General features: G+C 71.3%; 14 protein-coding genes. 1 reads left to right on the forward strand and 13 read right to left on the reverse strand.

From position 1 onward, the window contains the following. Positions 1-429 (forward strand): 6-phosphogluconolactonase (pgl, locus tag DVH02_RS05125; RefSeq protein ID WP_114622473.1); only part of this gene is annotated, 429 nt, incomplete at its 5' end. A gap of 164 nt (positions 430-593) precedes the next feature. On the opposite strand, the gene DVH02_RS05130 is transcribed toward pgl, so the two are convergent. The 13 genes from DVH02_RS05130 to uvrC form a co-directional block, all read right to left on the reverse strand. Continuing rightward, a complete protein-coding gene (locus tag DVH02_RS05130; protein ID WP_114622474.1) occupies positions 594-2,237 on the reverse strand; it encodes a PH domain-containing protein in 1,644 nt (547 codons plus the stop codon). After that, positions 2,234-2,728 (reverse strand): PH domain-containing protein, encoded by a 495-nt coding sequence (locus tag DVH02_RS05135; protein ID WP_114622475.1) that lies wholly within the window; start codon positions 2,726-2,728, stop codon positions 2,234-2,236. Before DVH02_RS05135 ends, DVH02_RS05130 begins: the two co-directional genes overlap by 4 nt. A gap of 4 nt (positions 2,729-2,732) precedes the next feature. Beyond that, positions 2,733-4,385, reverse strand: a complete 1,653-nt coding sequence (gene pgi, locus DVH02_RS05140) for a glucose-6-phosphate isomerase (protein WP_114622476.1) — start codon at positions 4,383-4,385, stop codon at positions 2,733-2,735. Positions 4,386-4,442: 57 nt separating this feature from the next. Continuing rightward, entirely contained in the window at positions 4,443-5,654 is a 1,212-nt protein-coding gene (locus DVH02_RS05145; RefSeq protein WP_114622477.1) for an MFS transporter, read from the reverse strand. 165 nt (positions 5,655-5,819) lie between these two features. Further along, positions 5,820-6,155, reverse strand: a complete 336-nt coding sequence (locus DVH02_RS05150) for an RNA polymerase-binding protein RbpA (RefSeq protein ID WP_114622478.1) — start codon at positions 6,153-6,155, stop codon at positions 5,820-5,822. A 174-nt stretch (positions 6,156-6,329) separates the two neighbouring features. Continuing rightward, on the reverse strand, positions 6,330-6,560 hold the full coding sequence (secG, locus tag DVH02_RS05155; protein WP_114622479.1) for a preprotein translocase subunit SecG: 231 nt from the start codon (positions 6,558-6,560) through the stop codon (positions 6,330-6,332). A 175-nt stretch (positions 6,561-6,735) separates the two neighbouring features. Continuing rightward, complete coding sequence (gene tpiA, locus DVH02_RS05160) at positions 6,736-7,530, reverse strand: triose-phosphate isomerase (protein WP_114622480.1); 795 nt, start codon at positions 7,528-7,530, stop codon at positions 6,736-6,738. A 7-nt stretch (positions 7,531-7,537) separates the two neighbouring features. After that, positions 7,538-8,749: a phosphoglycerate kinase gene (locus tag DVH02_RS05165; RefSeq protein ID WP_114622481.1), complete on the reverse strand. Its 1,212-nt coding sequence runs from the start codon at positions 8,747-8,749 to the stop codon at positions 7,538-7,540. Positions 8,750-8,886: 137 nt separating this feature from the next. After that, positions 8,887-9,891 (reverse strand): type I glyceraldehyde-3-phosphate dehydrogenase, encoded by a 1,005-nt coding sequence (gene gap, locus DVH02_RS05170; RefSeq protein ID WP_114622482.1) that lies wholly within the window; start codon positions 9,889-9,891, stop codon positions 8,887-8,889. Between the two features lie 174 nt (positions 9,892-10,065). Next, the gene (whiA, locus tag DVH02_RS05175) at positions 10,066-11,055 is read right to left on the reverse strand and encodes a DNA-binding protein WhiA (RefSeq protein WP_114622483.1); all 990 of its coding nucleotides are present in this window, start codon (positions 11,053-11,055) and stop codon (positions 10,066-10,068) included. Further along, positions 11,046-12,086 carry a gluconeogenesis factor YvcK family protein gene (locus tag DVH02_RS05180; RefSeq protein WP_114622484.1) on the reverse strand — a complete coding sequence of 347 codons (1,041 nt, stop codon included), beginning with the start codon at positions 12,084-12,086 and terminating at the stop codon, positions 11,046-11,048. Before DVH02_RS05180 ends, whiA begins: the two co-directional genes overlap by 10 nt. Next, positions 12,083-13,045, reverse strand: a complete 963-nt coding sequence (gene rapZ, locus DVH02_RS05185) for an RNase adapter RapZ (protein ID WP_199566173.1) — start codon at positions 13,043-13,045, stop codon at positions 12,083-12,085. The genes DVH02_RS05180 and rapZ overlap by 4 nt, the downstream gene beginning before the upstream one ends. Continuing rightward, a complete protein-coding gene (gene uvrC, locus DVH02_RS05190; protein WP_114622486.1) occupies positions 13,038-15,248 on the reverse strand; it encodes an excinuclease ABC subunit UvrC in 2,211 nt (736 codons plus the stop codon). The genes rapZ and uvrC overlap by 8 nt, the downstream gene beginning before the upstream one ends. Positions 15,249-15,261 lie beyond the last annotated feature (13 nt).

Consider the following 15,261-nt stretch of genomic DNA (forward strand, 5'->3'; position numbering starts at 1 on the left):
GTGGAGGCGGCGGCCGCCGCCTACGCCACGGAGCTGGCGGCGGCGGCCCGGCCAGGGGACCACGGGCGGGTGCCGACGTTCGACGTGTTGATGCTGGGCGTCGGTCCCGACACCCATGTCGCCTCGCTCTTCCCTGAGCTGCCGGGCGTGCGGGAGACGGAGCTGACGGTGGTCGCCGTGCACGGCGCGCCCAAGCCGCCGCCGGTCCGGATCTCGCTGACGCTGCCCGCGATCCGCGCGGCGCACGAGGTGTGGCTGCTGGCGGCGGGCGAGGACAAGGCGAAGGCGGCGGAGATCGCGCTGTCGGGAGCGGGCGAGATCCAGGCGCCCGCGGCCGGCGCGTACGGCCTCGGCCGCACGCTGTGGCTGCTGGACGCGGCGGCGGCCTCGGCCCTGCCGCGCGCGCTGTATCCCCCGGCGTCCGCCTGACGCCACCGTCGGCCCGCCCCCGTACCTGCTCAGGTCCGGGGGCGGGCCGACGTGTGTGCCGGGCCGGGGCGGTACGGGGCCGCTCACGGCGGCGCTGGCCGGACGGTGGGCACCACACGGCGGTACGGCATGTGTCCTGCCGTAATGATCCGGACGCCGGGGAGTCAGCGGGACGGCGGGGGCGCCGCCTTGCCGGACTCCGGCGTGCGGTCCGGTACCGGATCCCTCACGAGGAAGGGCTCCAGCAGCCCCGGTACGGCCTCGGCGGCGAAGGCGAGTCCCTCGTCCCTCGCCGCGTCGTGGACGTGGTAGGCGCCTTCTCCGGCCGCCGTGGTGGCCGTCAGCGTGAGCAGTCCGGCGCGGCGCTGGAAGAGGGACTGCGTGACGGTCCAGCCGATCACCCCGCTGCGCTGGAGCGCCACGGTCGTGCGGCGCAGGGTGCCCGAGCGGGCCACCAGGTAGCGGCCGCTCAGTCCGTGGCCCAGGTTGCGGTAGGCGTCGAGGGCGAGGAGTACGGCGAGGGGCAGCCCCAGCAGGGCGCAGACCGCCGCGATCCACAGGAGTACGCCGGTCAGCAGGGCCCCCAGCACGGCGAGGACGGCGACCGGTGCCAGCGCGGCGGCCAGCGCCCAGCGCAGCCGTCGGCCGCGGGCCGCGCGGGGGTGCGGCGCGAGCCGGGCGGTACGGGTCGGGGAGAGGGGTTCGCGCAGCACGCGCGCGGCCACCTCGTCCGCGACGGCGCGCGGCGCGGCGGGCAGCAGGGTCTTGTGGTCGGCGTGCTGGTCGTCCTCGTCCCGGGCGAGACCGGTAGCGACGGCGTCGAGCCGGGCCGCGCCCGCCAGCCGTACGCCGAGCGGCTCGACCAGCTCCACCCCGCGCACCCGGCGTTCCTCCAGGGAGACCGAGCGGGAGGTGAGCAGGCCGCGGCGGACCCGCAGGGTGGCGCCGGGCTCCCGCTCCAGCCGGTAGTTCCACCACATCTCGGTCCACAGCCCGAGCGCGCCGATCACCCCGGCGAGGGCGGCGGCGGCCACGACGGAGGCGATCAGCCAGCCGAGCGGGGTGTCGTGGAAGCGGTCGCCGACCCAGTGGAAGAGCCGGGCCTGTACGCCGAACCAGTCGCTCACCTGGAGGACGGCCCCGATCGACGCGCCGCCGAGCACGGGGGCGAGGAACGAGACCGGCGCGTACCGCATCCAGCGCAGGTCGAGGACGGCCAGCGTGCCGTCGCGGTCGGCGTCGGGCTCGCCGGTGACGGCACGGGCGAGCAGTACGGTGCGCAGCCGCTCGCCCTCGGCCTTCGTGACCGGCTCCAGCTCCAGCGTGGATTCGCCGCCGGTCCGTTCGCCGGTGCCGATGCGCACCGTGACCAGGCCGAGGATCCGCAGCAGCGGGTGGGCGGTGAGATCGACACTGCGGATGCGTTCACGTGCCAGGGAGCGTCGTTTGACGAGGAACAGGCCGGTGTGGAGTTCGGCGCGCTCCGGCCCGACGCGATAGCGGGTGCGGCGCCAGCGGATGTACTCGCCGCACAGCCCGAAGCCGATGACCAGCACCGCTCCCGCGGCCACCCAGGACAGCGCGCGCCACGGCCCCATCCGGCCGGCCATCCCGATGGCGGCGGGCACCCCGGCGCCGAGGACGACCCCGGCCAGGACGACGGCCGTCACGAGCAGGGTGCGCGGATCCAGCCGCCGCCACTCGCCCTCGCCCTCGGCCCCGGCCGTCCGGGGAGAGCCGGTGGCGACGGGGGTGACCGCTTCGGCGGCGCCCGGCAGCGGCTCCGCGAACTGCGCGGGTTCGCTCATGTGGCGTCCCCCGGGGTGGCCTGGGTGATGTGTGTCAGCCGCTCGGCCAGCTCGGCGGCCAGTTCGTGGTCGAGCCCCGCGATCTGCACGGCGCCCTTGGACGACGCGGTGGTGACGATCACCGTGGAGAGCCGGAAGAGCTGCTCCAGCGGGCCGCGCACGGTGTCCACCGTCTGGATCCGGGACATCGGCGCGATCCGCCACTCCTGCCAGAAGAAGCCGGTACGGACGTAGACCGCCTCGTCGGTCACCTCCCACCGGTGCACCCGGAACCACCAGACGGGGACCAGGGCCGCCGCGAGAAGCCCCAGCACGGCGAGTACGGCGGCGGGCACCAGCAGCCAGGTCCGCGCCGGGGCGATGAGCGCCCCCAGCACGGCCAGGACGGCGACCGGAACCAGGGTCAGCGACAGCCACTGCGCGCGCCACCAGCCGACGGCGCGCGCGGCCGGTGTGTTGTTCGGCGGCCGGAGCCGTACCCCCTCCCCCATCGACTCAGCGACCGCGCAGCGAGCGGTACGTGGCGACGAGCGCCGCCGTCGAGGTGTCCAGCCGGTCGTCGGCCGCGTCCCCGGTGAGCACGGGCTCGATCTCCTTGGCGAGGACCTTGCCCAGCTCGACGCCCCACTGGTCGAAGGAGTCGATGTTCCAGACGGCGCCCTGGACGAAGACCTTGTGCTCGTACAGGGCGATCAGCTGGCCGAGCACGGACGGGGTGAGGGACTCGGCGAGGATGGTGGTGGTCGGGTGGTCGCCCCGGAAGGTCTTGTGCGGCACCAGCTCCTCGGGCACGCCCTCCGCCCGTACCTCCTCGGGCGTCTTGCCGAAGGCGAGCGCCTGGGTCTGCGCGAAGAAGTTGGCCATCAGCAGGTCGTGCTGGGCGACCAGTCCGGGCAGCAGGTCGGCGACCGGCCGGGCGAAGCCGATGAAGTCGGCCGGGATGACCTTCGTACCCTGGTGGATCAGCTGGTAGTAGGCGTGCTGGCCGTTGGTGCCGGGCGTGCCCCAGACGACGGGTCCTGTCTGCCACTCCACCGGGTTCCCTTCGCGGTCCACCGACTTGCCGTTCGACTCCATGTCGAGCTGCTGGAGGTAGGCGGTGAACTTCGACAGGTAGTGGCTGTACGGCAGGACCGCGTGCGACTGGGCGTCGAAGAACGCCCCGTACCAGACGCCCAGCAGCCCGAGCAGCAGCGGGGCGTTCTCCTCGGGCGGCGCGGTGCGGAAGTGCTCGTCCACGAGGTGGAAGCCGTCGAGCATCTCGCGGAACCGGTCGGGGCCGATCGCGATCATCAGGGAGAGCCCGATGGCCGAGTCGTACGAGTAGCGCCCGCCGACCCAGTCCCAGAACTCGAACATGTTGGCGGTGTCGATGCCGAAGTCGGAGACCTTCTCGGCGTTCGTGGAGAGGGCCACGAAGTGCTTGGCGACGGCGCTCGTATCGGCGCGCAGGCCGGTCAGCAGCCAGTCGCGCGCGGAGGTGGCGTTGGTGAGGGTCTCGATGGTGGTGAAGGTCTTCGACGCGATGACGAACAGCGTCTCGGCCGGGTCCAGGTCGCGGAGCGCCTCGTGCAGGTCGGCGCCGTCCACGTTGGAGACGAAGCGCAGCGTCAGCTCGCGGTCGGTGAAGGAGCGCAGCACCTCGTAGGCCATCGCGGGGCCGAGGTCGGAGCCGCCGATGCCGATATTGACGACGTTCTTGATGGGCCGGCCGGTGTGGCCGGTCCACTCGCCGGACCTGATCCGCTCGGCGAAAGCGGTCATCTTGTCGAGTACGGCGTGCACCGCCGGGACGACGTTCTCGCCGTCCACCTCGATCACGGCGTCGCGGGGGGCGCGCAGCGCGGTGTGCAGCACCGCGCGGTCCTCGGTCGTGTTGATCTTCTCGCCGCGGAACATCGCGTCCCGCAGCCGCTCCACTCCGGTGGCGGCGGCCAGCTCACGCAGCAGCGTGAGCGTCTCGTCGGTCACCAGGTGCTTGGAGTAGTCCAGATGCAGATCGCCCACCCGCAGGGTGTAGCCGGTACCGCGCGCCGGGTCGGCGGCGAACAGCTCGCGCAGCCCTGTCCCGCCCAGCTGCTCCCGGTGCTTGCCCAGCGCGCTCCACTCGGGAAGCCGGTTGAGCTTCGTGCGTCCCTCTGCGTTCATTCGGACATCAGCCCACTTCTTCTCGTGCCTGTACGCGAACCCCGCTGTCCGTCCAACTTAATTGATCAGAGGGCCCAGCGATGCGATAGCCAGTACGAAGAGACCGGCGGTCAGCAGGGCGGGCGCGTTCAGCCCCCAGCCGGCCGCCGCGGCACCGCCCAGCAGCGCGCCGAGGGGCGCTCCCGCCAGCGCGAGTGTGCGGAAGGCGGAGCTGATCCGGCCCAGCATGTCCCGGGGAGCGCGCTCCTGCGTCAGGGTCGCCTGCTGCACGTTCCACACCATGTTCATGGCGCCGAAGACTCCCAGGCAGCCGACCGCCGCGCCCAGCTCGCGCACCGATCCCAGCACCACCAGTGACCCGATCTGGACGGTCCCTGCGAGGAACATGGCACGCACCCGGCCCGTCAGCCGGGCGAGCCGCTTCGCCAGCAGCCCGCCCGCCACGCTGCCCACCCCGAAGGCGGTGAGCGTCAGGGCGTAGCCTCCGTTGCCCGCGCCCAGCCAGCCCGTGACATGGAGCACCAGGGTGGCGATCAGCGCGCTCATCCCCACGTTGCAGAGAGTCGTCGCCAGGCACAGCCCGCGCAGCGTCCGGTCCCGCGCCAGGAAGCGCAGCCCCTCGGCGATCTCGGCCCGCAGCGTGGAGCCGGTCCGGCGCGGCGCCCGCTCCGGGGCCCCGGCCCGCAGCGAGAAGATCAGCAGCGCCGCCAGCCCGTACGTGACCGCGTTCACCGCGTGCGGCATCGCCACGCCCAGGACGAGCAGCAGCGGCACCAGGGGCGCGGCGACCAGGCCGCCGGCTATCTGCTGCCCGGTCATCAGCCGGGCATTGGCGCTGCCGAGTTCCCGCCGGTCCACCACGGAGGGCAGCAGGGCCGTCGCCGCGTTGTCGAACAGCGTCTGGAGCGTCGTGAGCACGAAGGCGAGCAGGATCAGCAGCGCGATCGACGCCTCACCGAGGCCCACGGCGACCGCGAAGCCCGCCATCAGCGCACCCCGCACCAGATCGACGCCCCACATCGCCCGCCGCTGGTCGACCCGGTCCGCGACCGCCCCGCCGAGCAGACCGAACAGCAGCCACGGCAGATAGCCGCAGGCGGTCACGGAGGCGATCAGCAGCGGATCGTCGGTGAGCGAGGCGGCCAGCAGGGGCAGCGCCGCGGTGCGCAGCGCGTCACCGAAGCGGGAGACGATCGCGGCCGACCACAGCCGTCCGAACCCGCCCCGCCATGGCGGTGCCGCTGTTGCCACCGCTTCGGCAGTCGTCACCGTTACCTCCTCGGGTCGAGTGATACAGACCGTAAGGGGTGCCACTGACAATGCCGTTGGGAAACCGGCGGCCACGCGCGGAGACCGGCGGCCCGGAAACCGGGCCCCTGCCGGGGAGAAATGTTTCGGCCGGACACCTGTTCAGTGTCCGGCCGGAAAAAGTGGCTAGAACTCGCCGCGAAGCTTGGCCAGGGCTTCGGCCAGAATCGCCTCGCCGTCCGCGTCGCTGCGCCGCTCCCGTACGTAGGCGAGGTGCGTCTTGTACGGCTCGGTGCGGGGCGGGTCCGGCGGGTTGTCCCGGTCCTGGCCCGCGGGGAAGCCGCAGCGCGGGCAGTCCCACGTCTCCGGAACCTGCGCGTCGCTGGCGAAGCTCGGCACCGTCTCGTGCCCGTTGGAGCACCAGAAGGAGATGCGCAGGCGGGGCGCTGACTCGCCGCGCTCGGCCTCACCCATCGGCCCCGCTCCGACCCGGCTTCCCCGGATCGCGTTGCCACTTGCCACGGTCGTAACTCCCTGCGTGATGGTGCCGCAATGCATCGGTAGGCAGCTCCGCTGCCGGGCTGGCCAGAGTCTACGTAAGGCCCAACGCGCTTGCAGTGAAGGGAGTTACTCCCCCGACGCCCGGCGCGGAACCCCATGATAGGCCGCGCCCGCGGCGTCGTACCGTACCTCTGCTCAGCTGTCCAGCTTCAGCATCAGGCCCAGCACGACAATGCACGCGAACCACAGCAGACCGACAACAACGGTGATGCGGTCGAGGTTACGCTCGGCGACCGAGGAACCACCGACGGACGACTGCATTCCGCCACCGAACATGTCGGAGAGGCCGCCGCCCTTTCCCTTGTGCATCAGCACCAGCAGCATCAGCAGCAGGCTGAAGATGATGAGGGCGATCGAGAACCCCATAACCACGGCTGGACCAACTTCCTCGGACTGGCAGGACTAAGAACTGACAGGACTGATAAACGGACGAACGGGGGCCGAATTTCGCCGACCCCGAATACGTGGAGTCGCGCTCCGCATACTCGGTTGAGCGTTCTCGGCCCCCGCCAGGGTACGACGGATCCGTGCTACCGCATACTTACTGGTCGCGGAACCTGACGATCTTGACGAACTCGTCGGTGTCCAGCGCGGCCCCGCCGACCAGAGCGCCGTCCACATCGGGCTGCGCCATGATCGCGGCGACGTTCCCGGACTTCACGGAGCCGCCGTACTGGATGCGGACCTGATCGGCCAGCTCCTGCGAGTACAGCTCCGCGAGCCGCCCGCGGATCGCCGCGCAGACCTCCTGGGCGTCCTCGGGGGTGGCCACCTCGCCGGTGCCGATGGCCCACACCGGCTCGTACGCGATCACGACGGTCGCGGCCTGGTCGGCGGGGACGTCCTTGAGGCCGCCGTCGAGCTGGGCGAGCGTGTGCGGCACCTGCTGCCCGGCCTTGCGGACGTCGAGGCCCTCGCCGACGCAGAGGATCGGGGTCAGACCGTGCTTGAAGGCGGCCTTCACCTTGGCGTTGCAGACCTCGTCCGACTCGGCGTGGTACTGCCGGCGCTCGGAGTGCCCGACGGCCACGTAGGCGCACTTGAGCTTGGCGAGCATCGGGCCCGAGATCTCGCCCGTGTACGCGCCGGAGTCGTGCGCCGAGATGTCCTGGGCACCGTACTTGATCTTGAGCTTGTCGCCGTCGACCAGGGTCTGTACGGACCGCAGGTCGGTGAAGGGCGCCAGTACGGCGACCTCGACGGCGTCGTAGTCCTTGTCGGTCAGCGCGAAGGCCAGCTTCTGGGTGTGCGCGATGGCCTCAAGATGGTTGAGGTTCATCTTCCAGTTGCCCGCCATCAGCGGGGTGCGGCCGGTCTGTTCGGTTACGGCGGTCATGAAGTGTTCAGTCCTCCAGTGCGGCAAGGCCGGGAAGCGTCTTGCCTTCGAGGTATTCGAGGCTGGCGCCGCCACCGGTCGAGATATGGCCGAATGCGTTCTCGTCGAAGCCGAGAATCCGGACGGCGGCGGCGGAGTCGCCACCGCCGACCACCGAGAAGCCCGGGGAGTCCACGAGCGCCTGGGCCACCGCGCGGGTGCCCTCGGCGTAGTCGGGGTGCTCGAAGACGCCCATCGGGCCGTTCCAGAAGACGGTGGCCGCGTCGGCGAGCTTCGAGGCGTAGAGCCGGCCGGTCTCCGGGCCGATGTCCAGGCCCATCCGTCCGGCGGGAATGGCGTCGGCGGCCACCGTCTCGGGGTGGGCGGGCGCCTTGGTCCTGAGGTCGGGGAACTCGGCGGCGACCAGGACGTCGACGGGGAGGACGAACTCCACGCCGCGCTCCTTCGCCCGGTCCAGGTACTCCCGGACGGCCGGGATCTGGTCCTCCTGCACGAGCGAGGAGCCGATCTCGTGGCCCTGCGCCTTGAGGAAGGTGAAGACCATGCCGCCGCCGACGAGGATGCGGTCGGCCCGCTCCAGGAGGTGGTCGATGACGGCGAGCTTGTCGGAGACCTTGGCGCCGCCGAGAACGACGGCGTACGGCCGCTTCACGTCGTCGGTCAGCTTCTGCAGGACACCGACCTCGGTGGCGATGAGATGACCGGCGGCGTGCGGCAGCCGGGCGGGCAGGTCGAAGACCGAGGCGTGCTTGCGGTGCACGGCGCCGAAGCCGTCGCCCACGTACAGATCGGCCAGCCCGGCCAGTTCGTCCGCGAAGGCGCCGCGCTCGGCGTCGTCCTTCGAGGTCTCGCCGGGGTTGAAGCGGAGGTTCTCGACGACGGCGACCTGGCCGTCCGCGAGGTCCGCGACCGTCGCCCTGGCGGACTCGCCGACCGTGTCGGTCGCGAACGCCACGGGAGCGCCGAGGAGTTCACCGAGGCGCGCGGCGGCGGGCGCGAGCGAGAAGGCGGGGTCCTGGGCGCCCTTGGGGCGGCCCAGGTGCGAGGCGACGATCACGCGCGCGCCGGCGCGGGCCAGCTCGGCGATGGTCGGCGCGACGGCGCGGATCCGGCCGTCGTCGGTGATGGTGGTGCCGTCGAGCGGCACGTTGAGGTCGGCGCGGACGAATACGCGCTTGCCCGCGACCCCTTCGGTGAGAAGTTCGTCGATCGTCTTCATCTGCTGCTGGACTCCTTGGGGATGTCTGGACAGACCGACAGGGCTCGAACAGCGCCACTGGAACGTGTCCAGCGCGCCGCCCGAGCCCTGTCGCTCATGTCGAGGTGCCTACCGGCCCTGAATACGGAGGCCCTGAATCAGAGCTGGCCGCCGACGAAGACGGTCAGGTCGACCAGACGGTTGGAGTAGCCCCACTCGTTGTCGTACCAGCCGATGATCTTCACGCTCTTGCCCTGGACCATGGTCAGGGAGGAGTCGAAGGTACAAGAGGCCGGCCAGTTGACGATGTCCGAGGAGACGATCGGGTCCTCGGTGTAGTCCAGGTAGCCCTTCAGCTCACCCTGGGAGGCCTTCTGGAACGCGGCGTTGACCTCTTCCTTGGTCACCACGCGCTCCGTCTCGACGACCAGGTCGGTGACGGATCCCGTCGGGACCGGCACCCGCATGGCCATGCCGTTGAGCTTTCCGGCCAGCTCCGGGATGACCAGGCCGAGGGCCTTGGCCGCACCGGTGCTCGCCGGAATGATGTTCTCGGCGGCGGCGCGGGCGCGGCGCAGGTCCTTGTGCGGGAAGTCCTGCAGACGCTGGTCGCTGGTGTAGGCGTGGACCGTGGTCATGAGACCCGAGACGACGCCGAAGTTCTCCAGGAGGACCTTGGCCATCGGCGCCACACAGTTGGTGGTGCAGGAGGCGTTGGAGATGATGTGGTGGTTCGCCGGGTCGTACTTGTCCTCGTTCACGCCGAGGACGATGGTGATGTCCTCGTCCGAGGCCGGAGCCGAGATGAGGACCTTCTTGGCGCCACCGGCGATGTGCTTCGCGGCGTCGGCCTTCTTGGTGAAGATGCCGGTCGACTCGATGACGATGTCGACGCCCAGCTCACCCCAGGGGATGTCGGCCGGGTCGCGCTCGGAGAGCACCTTGATGACATGACCGTCGACCGTGATGGTGTCGGCGGTGTGGGACACCTCGGCCTTGAGGCGGCCCAGGATGGTGTCGTACTTCAGCAGATGCGCCGTGGTCGCAGTGTCACCCAGGTCGTTGACAGCCACGATCTCGATGTCTGCACCCTGCTCCAGCAGCGCGCGGAAGTAGTTACGACCGATGCGGCCAAAGCCGTTGATGCCTACGCGGATCGTCACGAACCGATCTCCTCGTTGGTACGCCGGGTTTCGACGCCGGCGAGTTGTATGGGATGTCCCCGACCGCTTATGACCCTACCTCTCCCCGGGCCGCGCGGTGACATCGAGTGGCCCCGGGATCCGGCGGCCGCCCGCACCCGCCATGACCGGCGAGTACGGACCGGTCCCGCGGCGTCAGCCGACGAGACCGTCGGCCAGCTCCTCGTGGAGGTTGGACTCCGTGCCCGGGATGCCCAGGTCCTGCGCCCGCTTGTCGGCCATGGCCAGCAGCCGCCGGATCCGTCCCGCGACCGCGTCCTTGGTCAGCGGCGGGTCGGCGAGCGCGCCCAGCTCCTCCAGGGACGCCTGCTTGTGCTCCATGCGCAGCCGGCCCGCGGCGGCGAGGTGCTCGGGCACCTCCTCGCCGAGGATCTCCAGCGCGCGCTGCACCCGGGCACCGGCGGCGACCGCCGCGCGGGCGGAGCGGCGCAGGTTCGCGTCGTCGAAATTGGCGAGCCGGTTGGCCGTGGCGCGGACCTCGCGGCGCATCCGCCGCTCCTCCCAGGCCAGCACCGACTCGTGCGCCCCGAGCCGGGTCAGCAGCGCGCCGATCGCGTCCCCGTCCCGTACGACCACCCGGTCCACCCCGCGCACCTCGCGGGCCTTGGCGGCGATCTGCAGCCTGCGGGCCGCGCCGACCAGCGCGAGGGCGGCCTCGGGCCCCGGGCAGGTCACCTCCAGCGACGAGGAGCGGCCCGGCTCGGTGAGCGAGCCGTGCGACAGGAAAGCGCCGCGCCAGGCGGCCTCGGCGTCACAGGTGGCGCCGGAGACGACCTGCGGGGGAAGCCCGCGGATCGGGCGCCCCCTGCCGTCCACCAGCCCCGTCTGCCGGGCCAGCTGATCACCGCCGGTGATCACCCGTACGACGTAACGGCTGCCGCGGCGCAGCCCGCCGGGGGCCATCACCACCAGCTCCGAGTTGTGCCCGAAGATCTCCAGGATGTCCTTGCGCAGTCGGCGCGCGGCGATGCTGGTGTCCAGCTCCGCTTCGATCACGATGCGGCCGCTCACCAGGTGCAGCCCGCCCGCGAACCGGAGGATCGCCGAAACCTCCGCCTTCCTGCAGCACGTCCGGGTGACGGGGAGGCGGGCGATCTCGTCCTTCACCGCTGGCGTCATCGCCATGGGCCGATCCTTCCATGCATCCGAAAAATACGGTCGTACGCGGCTGCCAACAGCTCGGGATCATGGACCGGCGAACTGTCGGGCGCTGCCACCGGCGCCAGCTCGACCGCGGCACCGAACCGTTTCGCGGCATCGGAGAGAGAATCACAGTCGGGCACGGCGGCCTCGTCGGCCAGCACCACGTCCAAGGCGAGTTTAGGGGCGTGTCGCCCCAAAACCTCCAAATGACGCTGCGGGGAGAAGCCATCGGTTTCACCGGGTTGCGGAGCGAGGTTCAGCGAGAGGACCCGGCGGGCCTTGGTCTCGACGAGCGCGTCGAGCAGTTCGGGCACCAGCAGATGCGGGATCACCGAGGAGAACCAGGAGCCGGGGCCGAGCACCACCCAGTCGGCGTCCAGGACGGCGGCGACGGCCTCCGGGACGGCCGGCGGGTCCTGCGGCACGAGGTGCACGGACTGCACCTCGCCCCGGGTGAGCGCCACGGTCGCCTGGCCGCGTACGGTGTCGATCCGGTCGGGGAGGGCCGGGTCGTGCCCCCGTACCAGCGCCTGCAGCTCCAGCGGTACGGCGGACATGGGCAGCACCCGGCCGTGGGCGCCGAGGAGCTTGCCGACCAGGTCGAGGGCCTGGACATGGTCGCCGAGCTGCTCCCAGAGGGCGACGATCAGCAGATTGCCGACCGCGTGCTCGTGCAGCTCGCCCTGGGACTGGAAGCGGTGCTGGATCACCTGTGCCCAGGTCTGCCCCCAGTCGTCGTCCCCGCAGAGCGCGGCGAGCGCCTTGCGCAGGTCACCGGGGGGCAGGACGCCCAGCTCCTCCCGGAGCCGGCCGCTGGAGCCGCCGTCGTCGGCGACGGTGACGACGGCGGTGAGGTCGCCGGTGATCCGGCGGAGCGCGGTCAGGGAGGCGGACAGCCCCATGCCGCCGCCGAGGGCGACGACCTTCGGCTGGGCGCCGCGCCCGCGCCCGCGTGCCGACAGCGTCGGTACGCCCCGGCGCAGTCGGCGCATACGGAAGGTCCGTCCGGTCACTCGCGCCCCAGATCCCGGTGGACGACCACGGTCTCGACGCCCTCGGAGGCCAGGCGCGCGCCGATCTTCTCGGACATCGCGACGGAACGGTGCTTGCCGCCGGTGCAGCCCACGGCGACGGTCACATAGCGCTTGCCCTCGCGGCGGTAGCCGGTGGCGATCAGCTGGAGCAGCTCGGTGTAGCGGTCGAGGAACTCCTTGGCGCCGGGCTGGTTGAAGACGTAGGTGGCGACCTCGTCGTTGAGCCCGGTGAAGGGGCGCAGCTCCGGCACCCAGTGCGGGTTGGGCAGGAACCGGCAGTCGACCACCAGGTCGGCGTCGACCGGCAGCCCGTACTTGTAGCCGAAGGACATGACAGTGGCCCGCAGCTCCGGCTTCTCGTCCCCGGCGAACTGGGCGTCCATCTTGCTGCGCAGCTCGTGGACGTTGAGGTCGGAGGTGTCGATCACCAGGTCGGCGTCGCCGCGCAGCTCGCGCAGCAGATCGCGCTCGGCCTCGATGCCGTCGACGATCCGGCCGTCGCCCTGCAGGGGGTGCGGACGGCGGACCGATTCGAAGCGGCGGACCAGCGCGTCTTCGGAGGACTCCAGGAAGACGATGCGCCGGGTGACCTGCTTGGCGTCGAGGTCGGCGAGGGATTCGCGGAGGTTGTCGAAGAAGCGCCGGCCCCGGACGTCCACGACGACCGCGATCCGCGCCACATTGCCCTGCGAGCGGGCGCCCAGCTCCACCATGGTGGGGATGAGCGCGGGCGGCAGGTTGTCGACGACGAACCAGCCGAGGTCCTCCAGACACTTGGCGGCGGTGCTGCGGCCCGCCCCGGACATCCCGGAGATGATCACCAGCTCGGGGATGGCCGCCTCGGTGGCCTCGCCGTTCTCCTTCGGGGTGCCCGAACCGCTCGCGCCCGTACTGTCCGTACTCACGTGCCCTGCTCCGTCCCGGTCGTGCTCAGTCATGCGTGGTGCCCCCGTTGTCATCCATGATCTCTCCTGTTGCCGTGTTCACGGCGGGTGTCGCCGGGGCCGCCGCGGCGAAGGCCACGGCGATCGACTCGGCTGTCTTGCGGCCGACGCCGGGCACCTCGCAGATCTGGTCGATTGTCGCCTGCCGCAGCCGCTTCACCGAGCCGAAATGCTTGATGAGGGCCTGCTTGCGGGCCTCGCCCAGCCCGGCCACGTCGTCCAGCGGGCTGGTCCTGACGCGTTTGGCCCGTTTGGCGCGCTGATAGGTGATGGCGAAGCGGTGCGCCTCGTCGCGCACGCGCTGGAGCAGATAGAGCCCTTCACTGGAGCGGGGCAGGACGACCGGGTCGCTCTCGCCGGGCACCCAGACCTCTTCGAGGCGCTTGGCGAGGCCGCAGACCGCGATGTCGTCGATGCCCAGCTCGTCGAGGGCCCGCTGGGCGGCGGCGACCTGGGGACGGCCGCCGTCCACCACGAGGAGCTGGGGCGGGTAGGCGAACCGCTTGGGGCGGCCGTCGTCCTCGGTGAGAGGCTCGGGCACCTCAGACGCCTCAGGTCCCTCAGGCACCTCGGACACCTCAGACGCCTCAGGTCCCTCGGACACCTCGGACACCTCAGGTACCTCGGGCGCCCGGTCCTGGTCGGTGCTGTCCCGCGGAGCGGCACCGCTCGGCGGGGTGGTGTCGTCCGGCGGGCCGGTGCCGTCGGGCGGGGTGGTGTCGTCCGGCCGCGCCGGGGTCTCCGGCCGGTCGGCGGTCTCCGGCTGCTGCGACCACTCGCCGGTGCGCTCCTTCTCCTGGAGGTAGCGCCGGAAGCGGCGGGTGATCACCTCGTGCATCGACCGTACGTCGTCCTGGCCCTCGAATGTCCTGATCTGGAAGCGGCGGTACTCGCTCTTGCGGGCGAGGCCGTCCTCGAAGACCACCATGGACGCCACGACGTCGTCGCCCTGGAGGTGCGAGATGTCGAAACACTCGATGCGCAGCGGCACGCTGTCCAGGTCGAGCGCCTGGGAGATCTCCTCCAGCGCGCGCGAGCGGGTGGTGAGGTCGCTGGCGCGCTTGGTCTTGTGCAGGACCAGGGACTGCTGCGCGTTGCGCGCGACCGTCACCATCAGGTCCTTCTTGTCCCCGCGCTGCGGGATGCGCAGCGAGACCTGGGCTCCCCTGCGCTCGCTCAGCCACTGGGCGAGCGCCTCGGTCTCGTCCGCGTCCCGGGGCAGCGCGGGGACGAGCACCTCCTTGGGGACGGCGTCGCCGCGCTCCTCCCCGTACAGCTGCTGAAGCGCGTGCTCCACCAGGCCCGCCGTCTCGACGGCCTCGACCTTGTCGGTGACCCAGCCGCGCTGGCCGCGGACCCGGCCGCCGCGGACGTGGAAGATCTGCACGGCGGCTTCCAGCTCGTCCTCGGCGACCGCGATCAGATCGGCGTCGGTGGCGTCGGCCAGCACGACGGCGTTCTTCTCCATGGCGCGGCGCAGGGCCGCTATGTCGTCGCGCAGCCGGGCCGCCCTCTCGTACTCCATCTCCTCGGCCGCCTCGGTCATCCGCCTCTCCAGGCGGCGGAGGTACGTGCCGGTGCGGCCCGCCATGAAGTCGCAGAACTCCTCGGCCAGTTCGCGGTGCTCCTCCGGGGTGACCCGGCCCACGCAGGGCGCCGAGCACTTGTCGATGTAGCCGAGGAGACAGGGGCGGCCGGTCCGCGCCGCGTTCTTGAACACCCCTGCGGAGCAGGTCCGTACGGGAAAGACACGGAGCATCAGGTCGACGGTCTCGCGGATGGCCCAGGCGTGTCCGTACGGTCCGAAGTAGCGCACGCCCTTCTTCTTGGCGCCGCGCATCACCTGGACCCGGGGGAACTCCTCGTTCAGCGTGACGGCGAGGGACGGATAGCTCTTGTCGTCGCGGTACTTGACGTTGAACCGGGGGTCGTACTCCTTGATCCAGGAGTACTCCAGCTGGAGCGCCTCGACCTCGGTGGAGACGACGGTCCACTCGACGGAGGCGGCGGTGGTGACCATGGAACGGGTGCGCGGATGCAGCCCCGACAGGTCCTGGAAGTAACTGGCGAGCCGCTGACGCAGGCTTTTCGCCTTCCCGACGTAGATCACCCGGCGGTGATCGTCGCGGAATTTGTAGACCCCCGGCGAGTCGGGGATCTGTCCCGGCTTGGGGCGGTAGCTGGAGGGGTCGGCCATGCACTCCACCCTA

This window comes from Streptomyces corynorhini (assembly GCF_003346515.1).
Taxonomy (GTDB): Bacteria; Actinomycetota; Actinomycetes; order Streptomycetales; family Streptomycetaceae; genus Streptomyces; species Streptomyces corynorhini.